The organism is Hoylesella loescheii DSM 19665 = JCM 12249 = ATCC 15930 (assembly GCF_000378085.1).
Lineage (GTDB): Bacteria > Bacteroidota > Bacteroidia > Bacteroidales > Bacteroidaceae > Prevotella > Prevotella loescheii.
Map to the genome: position 1 here is coordinate 111,344 of NZ_KB899219.1, position 10,466 is coordinate 121,809.

Below are 10,466 nucleotides of genomic sequence, written 5' to 3' on the forward strand. Positions count from 1 at the left end.
ATAAATGACATAAAGCATTGATTATATATTCGTTATGAATAATCTTATCTATTGGCAAAGTTTATATCATTGGGAATCGAATTCCATATCATTTGGAATAGGGTTCCAGATGAGATGGAAGGATGTTCCAGATGACATGGAAGAGGGTTCCATCTATGCAATACCAAGGCGAGTAATTAAAAAGCTTACTACAAGAACTTATTTAACGTGTTTCAGAAGCAAATGTTTCGCAAATCGAACAGTAAGAAAGCGCTTTGTGGAGGCATAAAAGATGCCATGCAACTGGATTGCGTTTGGGGTATGACCGCTTGACTTTCTATGGCAGAAACCTAACGAAGGATTTGGTTTTGGCTTCAAGGTTAGGGGGCGAACGACTTGGCTTGCTCGCCCAAAACCATTTCGGGAACACAGGCGTTTATCTCTATGGGGATGGTTTCCACGTGCGCTTCGTTCGCCGTAAGCACCAGTCTAACCACGCAAGCGCGAGTGTTGATGGGTTTTGTTTGGTCGAAAATAAAGTTGCCGATGCTGTAAAAGATGGTGCTACCCCTGTATTGTTCGGTGGTTTGCAGGGTATGGGTGTGATGGCAAACAAGGAGATTGGCTCCTGCGTTTACCAATAGGCGCGCGTGATGGCGTTGCTGGGCCGAGGGTGAGAGCTGATGTTCGGTGCCCCAATGCAGGCTTACCACGATGTAGGCGTTGGGCTGACTTAGACGCAAACGCTTGATGCGGGCCACCAAACTGTCTAAGGGTTCTTGGCTAACGCATGGCTTATCGGTTAGGTATGCAAAGTTTTCGAGTGGCAGACGTAGAGAAGCCAAGATGTAAACGGGGCGCGGATGGGTGGCCAGCAGTAGGGGCTGTGAGGCATCAAGCATGTTTTCGCCCGCCCCGAAGGGTGTCATGCCTGCCTGTTTAATGTTCAGGTGCGTATCCATCAATGCGTCGCGGCCTTGGTCTATGCTGTGGTTGTTGGCCAAGTTGAGGTGGGTAAAGCCGTTATTGGTGAGCCATGAGAGCCATTCGGGTTCGCCCCTGAACACGAAACGCTTAAACACGGGCCGTTTGATTTTGGTTGCGGGGCATTCTAGGTTACCCACTACGAAGCGCGATTGCTTAAAAACTTGTTGCAGCTTTGGCCTAACAAGGCTGCGCAACCCTAGGTATTCGATGCGTTTACGCACACCTCGGTCGAGCAGAATGTCGCCTGTGAACACCACGGATAGCGTGTCGGAAGTCTGCGCTTGCACACCACCCGCGAACGAAAAGGTTAGGTATAAGACCATAAGCACGCTGCGACAAAGACTTGCAACATGTAAGAAGAACGCGCACCCCATTGCCTTAAAGGGCAACAGGGGTGCGACGTAGAAGTGTTGAAATACTTTTTTAAGCATGCTTATTATCCTTAGTCAAGGAGGCGCAGTTCGGGGGTGCGGCCCTGGTTTGCTAGTGATACTAGGGCACAGGGCGTTTTAGCGAGTTGTATTTCCTAGGTGTTCTAGGCAGGCTCACTCGCCTAACATCCCGAACTATAAAACATTTCTTCGTTATCTAGTGGCATATTGTCTAGCGGAACGGTAATTTCGTCCATCCATTTAGGCACGCCCAGATAAGGTTTGGTTTTGAGTTTCTCTTGCCATTCCTCGTCGGTGAGCCGTTGTTGGTCGGTCGACTGTTTCAATTCGCGGTATGATAGCACTGCGCCACGCATTAAATAAAGCTCGTTACCCACAGGTACGGCCACGTAGATGACGAATGCCGGGCCTGTACCTGCATAGAGAATGGAGGGAACGGGGTTGTTAGACATGTTGGCGGTGTATATGTCGGCTATCACGGCCACGCTCTTATCGGCCCCTTCCACGTTGTCCCAGCCATCTAGATATTGGTTGTCGTTCCGCACCAAGTCAAGCGAAATGTTCTCGACAGTCGAACCGATAATCTCGATGCTTTGGTATTCCTCGTCTGTGAGAATGGGGTCGGCAGACAGTTCTTTTTCACTAATGCGTAGCAGAAATTCGGCCATTTCCTTCACCCTTTCTGTGGTGGCGTCCATCTTGGGCGTGTTTATCTTGTAGCGTTTAAACACCTCATCGATTTGCGTCATTAGCTCTACGGCCTTCTTCCAGAACGGAACGTTGGGCTCAACATAACCTTTCACGATGGGTTCGGGTGGTCCTGCGTCGCCACATTCTGCTCCCATGGGTTGCTTGGCGTATAGAATGGCGTCGTGTTTCAGTTCTGCCCACGAGGCCAGAGCGGTGTTCAGGTTCTTCTTTTCCCATTGCGTGGTGAGCATGAAGTAAGGTGCGCGTGCCACAGGCTTGTTCATTTTGGCCAAGGCATCAACCCATCTGTTGGCCACACTGCTGTTCCAGTCAATCTCTTTCATGCGTTGCTTCATGGCTTTCAGCGTGGGTAAAAAGCCCTCCCAGCGTTTGTCTTCCTTCTGTTCTTCTACCAATATGCGCTCGGCAGCCGATGTTCCAAGGGCGGCAAACACGTCGAGCCCACTCGGAACGTCGCGTTTGGTGGGCTTGTGTTTCTCGTCAACCATTTCGTTTAACACCTCGGCGTCGGGCATGTAACGTTGAGGCATCAGGTTAATCTTATTGCGCGAGGTGAGACTCACTTTGGGACGGATGCGCGTTTGCTTTTCGCCCACTTCGTCGATACGTTTTGCAATGTCGTTCAACCATTGTTCGTTAACGAACACTTTCTCGGGAGCAGCACCCTGCATCAGGTCGTAAACCTGCATGATGGTGATGTTGTCGGGTTCGCCAAAGAGGAAAGTGATGGGCTCGAACAGGGCGTTGTAGGCGCTCTTCATCTGTGGGTCGCTGCCAACGACGTGTGCAATGAGCATGGCTCGTTTGAGTTGGTCGGGCCTATCGGTGCCAAACGGCACGCTTTGTAGCCACATCATGGTGCGGAAATAATGCTTGATGCGTTCTGAACGACTGTAATGCCCACGCGGACGATAAAGCGAATAGGGATATTTTACCTCGGTATAGCCCAAGAATGTAGAATAGGTGTTTTCTGAAGCTTTAACCTTCTTAATCTCGGAAGCCACATGCTGCTTATAGGCGGCAGTAACTCCGGCAGGCGTTTTGCCTGTAGAAAGGGCGATGGCCACGGCAAAATAGGCCTGGCAGAAGGCTGCTGCGGCCTTGGTTTGCTTGCCCGTTGAGGGCGTGGTTGCCAGTTTGGTCATGCGGTTAAACATCCCTCGCGAGAAGGCCGTTACCAGCGAGTCGAGCTTTTTCTCTTCGGTGTCGCGCAGGATGTTGTCGAAATAGAAGTGGAAAAGCTGCAAATAGAGGTCGGTGGTTACGAAACTGGGGAAGTTGGAGTAGTCGTTCTTCTCGTAAACGTGGAACAACTGCTGCAACCGCTCTGGTACGATGGCGAAGCCTTGACGACTCATGGCAGCGTGCAATCTGGGGTCGAAGGTTTCTAGCTGATAAGGATTGAGCAGCAGGTCGAGGTTAACGACGTGGCCTTTTGGCAAGATGGCCTTGTTGTTCAGTATCTTTTTCTCTTGCTGTTCAATCTTCTTGAGGAAGGTTTGTTCGGCAATGGTTAGTTGCGGGAGCCTTTGTCCCCAGTCGTTGGGATTGTTTTCGTCGAGCGTTTCGTTAAGGTTGTCTGCGCGGTTCCACATAATTGAGTCGTACCACGATGTTTGTCCGTAGATGCCACGCAGGTCGGCTTCTTTGAAGATGAAGCCTTCGCGTGCCTTGAAAGCGTTTTTTAGTATGCGCAGTTCGGCAAGCGAGAGTTTCGAAAGGTCGGTTTTTAGGTTCACCTCCTTATTGAAACGCTCCACGTCTAGTTTGCCCTTACCAGGTAAAATCACCCGTTTGGAGTTGTTGTCGGCATACACTGCCATCCCCAATGCGATGAATACGATTAGTAGTAGGGTTTTTCTCATTGGTAATTCTGTTTTAATGAGGTGCGCGCCATTACCTTGTAAGATGGCTTGCACTTCGGGTTTTGTACTTTATTTTCTTGCCTTAGCGGGGGCGATGATGGCGATACGGGCTTGTTTTTGCTTACCATCTCTGCCCCGAAGGCGGTTCTCTCTATGCTTTTTAGGCGTGCTTGTCGCCTAGTTTATTATTGTGTGCGCCATTGCGCCAGTTGGTGTTGAGTGGTTTGGGGAACTTGTTGTTTTGCGCAACCCACTATTGGTTAAAGACCTTCAACGCCTCTTTACGCCCCACTTTAACGACCAAAAACCTAACGAATTCGAAGCCGAAACCCTGCCAGCGATATTCGGCCACCACGTAACGGCCACTAGTTGTGGTTTCCAAACTTCGTACCACGCCATTCACGAAGCGAAAATCTTGCAGAATGCCACCCAGTTTCGAGCCCATCCACATAGACCTAACGCGGTTTTTATAGTTCTTAAATACGAAGAGTCTGCGTCCTCGTTGCGGGTAGAATCGTGTGCTTTTAATCACGCCCACCAGCGCTTCCGTTCGTCCATCGCCATCTACGTCGCCCGTTTCGAGGCGATAAACGGGGTAGGCCAGCGTCCATCGATCGGTTGTAGAGTCTGTTTTTAGCGTGAGATAGTTTAGACTGTCGTTCACCGTTTCGATGGCGAAGGTCTGCGCCGCAATGTTTCCCGTGGGCCACAATGCCGTTATTGCGAGCCATCCGTATGTTCTGAAAGCGTTCGTCATCGTTGTGTTGGGGTGGGGATCTTGGGGTGTCGTGCTGTCATTCACTTTGTCTTCATCGGCGAAGCTCAAACCTCCCCGTCCCCATTCGTATTGCAAAAATAAGACATTCTTTCGAATATGGCAAACGTTTAGGGGCGTTTGTTGAGGATTTATCGCTCTTGATGCGGAGTATGTGCTATAATATGATGATTGTTGAGGTTATATAATGTAGGGAGTGATGGTAGCTGTGATGCAATGAAAGCTCGCTATTTTATCATTGTTGCAAAGAAAACTAATATTCAATATAAGGTGTTTGGAAACCTGTTTTTTGACCGCTTTGCCCATCTCTTTCACCCATATAAATCGCGTTATTACCTCAATTCTCACACAAGAAACGCAAAAAAGTGTGACGTTGGGCTTAAAAATACGCGTTGTTTGCCGATGCTTACGCCGAAAATGGCTATTTTTGCAGTAACGATAATAACGATAAACCGAATAAAAGGATATGGCAAAAGTGTATCAATTCATGGCCGACGGATTTGAAGACATCGAGGCGTTGGCTCCCGTTGACATTCTGCGTAGAGGCGGATTGGACGTGATAACCGTGAGCATTATGGGTCGTGAGATGGTGGAATCTACCAACGGCGTGTGCGTTAAGGCCGACATGCTGTTCGAAAACGCTAACTTCGACGATGCCGACCTTCTGCTCTTGCCTGGCGGACTGCCTGGTTCGACCAATCTGAAAGAACATAAGGGATTGGCCGAGGTACTTCGTCGGCAGGCTGAAGCTGGTCGAAAGATCGGCGCTATCTGTGCTGCCCCCATGGTTTTAGGCACATTGGGCTTGCTGCAAGGCAAGCGTGCCACTTGCTATCCTGGTGTGGAGCATACCTTGCATGGGGCTGAATACACTGCCGAACTGGTGACCGTAGACGGCAATATCATAACGGGCGAAGGTCCTGCTGCCGCTTTCCCATACGCTTACACGTTGCTCACGCTGTTGGTTGGTCGCGATAAGACCGAGGAAATAGAGGTGGCCATGCGCTACAAACACCTTATGGCCGAGCGCCTTTAACCGCTGCACGCGATGAATTATGTTATCATCGTTGCTGGCGGAAAGGGTCTGCGCATGGGTGCCGACGTGCCTAAGCAGTTTCTTCTGCTTGGCGGAAAGCCCGTGTTGATGCGTACCATGGAGCGCTTTTATGACTTCGATGCACAGCTGCAAACGATATTGGTGCTGCCACGCGACCAGCAAACATATTGGCACGAACGGTGTCGTGCGCACGATTTTAACTTGCCTTACCTGCATGCCGATGGTGGAGCGACACGTTTCGAATCGGTGAGCAATGGCTTGGCGCTTATTCCCGACGATGCCCAAGGCGTGGTGGCGGTGCACGATGGTGTACGTCCCATGGTGTCGGTAGCTGTTGTTGAACGTTGTTTCAGCGTTGCCCGACAAGCCAAAGCCGTAATCCCCGTAATGCCCGTGGTAGAAACGTTGCGCCAAATGATGCCCGATGGCACCAGCCAAACCGTGAACCGCGACGCCTACCGACTGGTGCAGACACCGCAAACCTTTGACTTGCAATTGCTCAAACGGGCCTACCAACAACCTTATCGCTCGGAATTTACCGACGACGCTTCGGTGGTTGAGGCTCTGGGCGCACAGATAACAACGGTTGAGGGCAACAAAGAGAACATCAAGATAACCACACCCTTCGACCTCGAAGTGTGCGAACGCCTGTTGGTACAGCCTCCTTCCACGCCGTGAGAGAAGGCTGGCCTGCGCACGAGGCATTATCTGTCGAGCCTCTTGCCATAACAAACGTAACCCCCTTATGCACTCCATTCTAGATCAAGACATCATGTATTTGCCGGGCGTTGGTCCGCGAAAGAAAGAGATTTTGAGTAAAGAGCTCAACATCAAAACCTTTGGCGACCTGCTCGAATATTATCCCTACAAGTACGTAGACCGAACGCAAATCTTCCGAATTGCCCAATTACAGGGTGATATGCCTTACGTACAGGTGAAGGGACACATACTGAGCTTTGAGGAGTTTGACATGGGACCGCGTAAGAAACGCCTTGTGGCGCACTTCACCGATGGGTGGAACGTGGCCGACTTGGTTTGGTTTCAGGGCACAAAATACGTGCTAAACACCTACAAAGTGGGGGTGGAATACATCGTGTTTGGCAAACCTAGCGTGTACGGAGGTCGTTACCAGTTTGCCCATCCCGACATAGACGAGGCCACAGAACTAAAACTTGCCGAGATGGGTATGCAACCCCACTATGGCACAACCGACCGAATGAAGAAGTCGGGGATAACATCGCGCGCCATGGAAAAACTCACTAAGGGCTTGCTCGAACAAATGCAAGCACCGCTAGCCGAGACACTTCCACCCTTCATCACCAATGCCTTGCACCTTGTTTCGCGCGATGAGGCCATGCGCGGGGTGCATTATCCACACAACACCGATGAGTTGCAGCGTGCCCAAGTGCGGTTAAAGTTCGAAGAACTGTTCTATGTTCAGCTCAACATCTTGCGTTACGCCAACTTCCATCGGCGTAAATATCGTGGCTATCACTTCTCTAAGATAGGCCAATACTTCAACGACTTTTATCACAATAACCTGCCATTTGAACTCACGGGCGCACAAAAGCGCGTGATGCACGAGATACGCAACGACATGGATAGCGGTAGACAGATGAACCGCTTGTTACAAGGCGACGTGGGTTCGGGTAAAACTCTCGTCGCATTAATGTCTATGCTCATTGCCGTAGACAATGGTTTTCAGGCCTGTATGATGGCTCCTACCGAAATCTTAGCCGAACAACACCTCGCCACCATACAGCAAATGTTGCAGGGAACGGATGTAACGGCCGAGCTGTTAACGGGTGTCGTTAAGGGTAAACGTCGTGCCGATGTGCTGCAAAGGCTTGTTTCGGGCCAGCTGCACATACTGGTGGGCACGCATGCCTTGCTAGAAGACACCGTGCAATTTGCTCATTTGGGGCTCGCCGTGGTAGACGAACAGCATCGTTTTGGCGTGAAACAGCGAGCCAAACTATGGGGAAAGAACGACAACCCACCGCATGTGCTGGTGATGACAGCAACGCCCATACCGCGAACACTTGCTATGACCATCTACGGAGACTTGGATGTGAGCGTGATAGACGAACTTCCGCCAGGCCGAAAGCCCATCCAAACGCTGCACAAATACGACAACCAAACCACCAGTCTTTATGCTGGCATACGCCAACAGGTGAAATTGGGTCGCCAGGTGTACATCGTTTATCCCTTAATAGAAGAGAGTGAGAAGACCGACTTAAAGAATTTGGAGGAAGGTTACGTAGCTCTGACCGACATTTTTCCCGAGTATAAGATGAGTAAGATACACGGAAGGATGAAGTCGAAAGAGAAAGAGGCTGAGATGGCACGCTTTGCCAGTGGTGAAACGCAGATCTTGGTGGCCACAACGGTTATCGAAGTGGGGGTGAATGTGCCTAATGCTTCGGTGATGGTGATACTCGATGCGCAACGATTCGGCCTGTCGCAGCTGCACCAGTTACGTGGTAGGGTGGGGCGTGGAGCCGATCAGAGCTATTGCATACTTGTTACCAATCGTGCCCTCTCTGCCGAAACGCGCAAGCGCATCGATATTATGTGCGAGACCAACGATGGCTTCCGTATTGCCGAAGCCGACCTGAAACTGCGCGGTCCTGGTGATCTTGAAGGCACGCAACAAAGTGGCATGGCCTTCGACCTTAAAATAGCGAACATCGCCCGCGATGGTGCATTGGTGCAAATGGCACGCGACGAGGCCCAGAAAATTATCGAACGCGACCCCGATTGCAATCTTCCCGAACATGCCATGCTGTGGAACAGGCTGAAAGAATTGCGCAAAACCAATATCGATTGGGCTGCGATAAGCTAGCGATGGCACTTTCTCGAGCATCTTTAAATAAAGAAGCCAGCGGTTGCCCAATGAGATGTTCTAATTTGGAAGTATGTTTAGAATAGGTCGCAATTGCGCTCGATTCAGGCTCATTTATCGTTCAAGCCCAGCAAGATTATTGGTGCAATGCTTCAATTGGAAGATTAACCATCTTGTGGTTGCTTGTTTATGATCTAGCAAGGTGCATCCAACCCATTCGTAATAAATAAGTTTTCGAACACCAGCAAGTAAAACCCAAGACACCGTGTGCTTATTTGTGGAGTGGGAAACAATGTGTAAGCAAACTGAATAAAAAATAAAAACAGCCCCGTTATGGCAAGACCAACGACTAAGGAAACACTGGCAACAGTTGCCCAAGAGAAGTTCTACAAGATGTGGAGCATTATCGACAAGATGAGCAGAACGCAACAAGAAGCACCTTTTTCGCCCGAAATGGCGTCTGCGGGAAAGGAAACGCATTGGGCAAGGGATAAGAACTTGCGCGATGTTCTGGTGCATCTTTACGAGTGGCATCAGTTGTTGCTTGCATGGGTTAAGGCTAATACCAATGGTGAAAAGCGTGACTTTTTGCCCCAACCTTATAATTGGCGGAACTACCCAGATATGAACGTGGCGTTTTGGGAGAAGCACCAAGCTACGCCTTTATCAGATAGCAAGAGCCTGTTAAAAGGCACCCATGAGGAGGTGATGAAGTGGTTGGGTGGCTTTTCGCAAGAAGAACTGTTCTCAAAACATGCTTTTTCATGGACTGGAACCACCACGTTAGGGGCTTATTTCATATCTGCTACTGCCAGCCATTACGATTGGGCAATAAAGAAGTTGAAGAAGCAACAAGCATTAAGTAAGGATTAATAAGCGAAGTGGGCAGCTGTTGGCTTCGTGCGATAGATGCTTTGGGGGTGTTTGGGCCTATGCAAGCGTCCAGGTAACCCTACTTCTAAACCTTATTTGCCGTTTTTATGTGACCTCTCAACAACCTGTTTTCATCACTATTTCTCACCTTTGTCAGGGCGTTAGTAAAGCTTCTGTCTAACGCGTGTTTAGCCTTTGAGATGTGTTTTATCAATAGCCGTGTTGGTATCGCTAAGATGGAACCCTATTCCAACTTAACTGGAATCCTGTTCCAACTTAGCTGGAATGACGTTCCAACTTATCTGGAATAAGAGTCCAGCATAGTTGTAACAAGACGCGAACAGATAAAATGGGCATTAAACTCATTGTTGACGCATTGCCACTGATTGTTGTTTTAATTTCCGAAGCTAATATTTAAGGCTTAAAGTTGGTGCGGTTGTGACGCCAACTTTAAGCCTTAATGACAATGTTTGATGGGCTATTTCGCACCCAAGTGATTGGTGTGCACAGACCTTAAGCGCCCTTATTGCTTTGGAACGATGGATATGGCATAGCCGCCACCAGCCACGGCGGTGAGCGAAAGCTTGGTGGAGGAGGTCACCGTGCGACGCTCTATGCGGTAGGCCTTTGGGTTGCTGCGGTAGTCGGCATCGGGTGCGTCGGTGTAAATCGTGGCTTCGTACTTGCGACCCTTATCGAGGAACGACAGCGAAAGCTGCGACTTGTGAGGCGCATTGCCCGATACGCAGCCCACGAACCAGTTGTCCGTGCCCTTCGCCTTACGTGCTGCCGTGATGTAGGCCATGGGTTCGGCCTCGAGATACAGCGAGCGGTCCCAGTCAACGGCAACGTCCTTGATGAACTGGAAGGCATCGGGATACCTCAGATAGTTCTCAGGAAAGTCGGCCGCCATTTGCAACGGGCTGTACATCGTTACGTAAAGCGCGAGCTGACCGCAGATGGTTGAGTTGACGTGCGACCC

At 50.0% G+C, this 10,466-nt stretch carries 8 protein-coding genes; 4 read left to right on the forward strand and 4 right to left on the reverse strand.

Translation table 11 applies throughout. The features are described from left to right. Nucleotides 1–359: 359 nt before the first annotated feature. The 3 genes from F453_RS0110755 to F453_RS0110765 form a co-directional block, all read right to left on the reverse strand. Nucleotides 360–1,397: a CapA family protein gene (locus F453_RS0110755; protein ID WP_148295839.1), complete on the reverse strand. Its 1,038-nt coding sequence runs from the start codon at nt 1,395–1,397 to the stop codon at nt 360–362. A 122-nt stretch (nt 1,398–1,519) separates the two neighbouring features. Further along, nucleotides 1,520–3,934 carry a DUF3160 domain-containing protein gene (locus tag F453_RS0110760; protein ID WP_026292557.1) on the reverse strand — a complete coding sequence of 805 codons (2,415 nt, stop codon included), beginning with the start codon at nt 3,932–3,934 and terminating at the stop codon, nt 1,520–1,522. 253 nt (nt 3,935–4,187) lie between these two features. Beyond that, nucleotides 4,188–4,787: a hypothetical protein gene (locus F453_RS0110765; RefSeq protein WP_234398553.1), complete on the reverse strand. Its 600-nt coding sequence runs from the start codon at nt 4,785–4,787 to the stop codon at nt 4,188–4,190. Between the two features lie 388 nt (nt 4,788–5,175). Here F453_RS0110765 and F453_RS0110770 point away from each other — a divergent pair, with 388 nt between their 5' ends. From F453_RS0110770 to F453_RS0110785, 4 genes are all read left to right on the forward strand, one after another. After that, complete coding sequence (locus tag F453_RS0110770; RefSeq protein ID WP_018968019.1) at nt 5,176–5,745, forward strand: DJ-1 family glyoxalase III; 570 nt, start codon at nt 5,176–5,178, stop codon at nt 5,743–5,745. A gap of 12 nt (nt 5,746–5,757) precedes the next feature. Then, a complete protein-coding gene (locus F453_RS0110775; protein WP_018968020.1) occupies nt 5,758–6,444 on the forward strand; it encodes a 2-C-methyl-D-erythritol 4-phosphate cytidylyltransferase in 687 nt (228 codons plus the stop codon). A 67-nt stretch (nt 6,445–6,511) separates the two neighbouring features. Then, the gene (gene recG, locus F453_RS0110780; RefSeq protein WP_026292559.1) at nt 6,512–8,611 is read left to right on the forward strand and encodes an ATP-dependent DNA helicase RecG; all 2,100 of its coding nucleotides are present in this window, start codon (nt 6,512–6,514) and stop codon (nt 8,609–8,611) included. A gap of 333 nt (nt 8,612–8,944) precedes the next feature. Continuing rightward, the gene (locus F453_RS0110785) at nt 8,945–9,484 is read left to right on the forward strand and encodes a ClbS/DfsB family four-helix bundle protein (RefSeq protein ID WP_018968022.1); all 540 of its coding nucleotides are present in this window, start codon (nt 8,945–8,947) and stop codon (nt 9,482–9,484) included. A 523-nt stretch (nt 9,485–10,007) separates the two neighbouring features. On the opposite strand, the gene F453_RS0110790 is transcribed toward F453_RS0110785, so the two are convergent. Then, nucleotides 10,008–10,466 (reverse strand): glycoside hydrolase family 97 C-terminal domain-containing protein (locus F453_RS0110790; RefSeq protein ID WP_211211516.1); only part of this gene is annotated, 459 nt, incomplete at its 5' end.

Excerpts from the sequence above, each read along its gene's own strand:
- F453_RS0110755 (WP_148295839.1), bottom strand. The coding sequence starts at position 1,397 with ATGCTTAAAAAAGTATTTCAACACTTCTACGTCGCACCCCTGTTGCCC.
- F453_RS0110760 (WP_026292557.1), bottom strand. The coding sequence starts at position 3,934 with ATGAGAAAAACCCTACTACTAATCGTATTCATCGCATTGGGGATGGCA.
- F453_RS0110770 (WP_018968019.1), top strand. The coding sequence starts at position 5,176 with ATGGCAAAAGTGTATCAATTCATGGCCGACGGATTTGAAGACATCGAG.
- F453_RS0110775 (WP_018968020.1), top strand. The coding sequence starts at position 5,758 with ATGAATTATGTTATCATCGTTGCTGGCGGAAAGGGTCTGCGCATGGGT.
- recG (WP_026292559.1), top strand. The coding sequence starts at position 6,512 with ATGCACTCCATTCTAGATCAAGACATCATGTATTTGCCGGGCGTTGGT.
- F453_RS0110785 (WP_018968022.1), top strand. The coding sequence starts at position 8,945 with ATGGCAAGACCAACGACTAAGGAAACACTGGCAACAGTTGCCCAAGAG.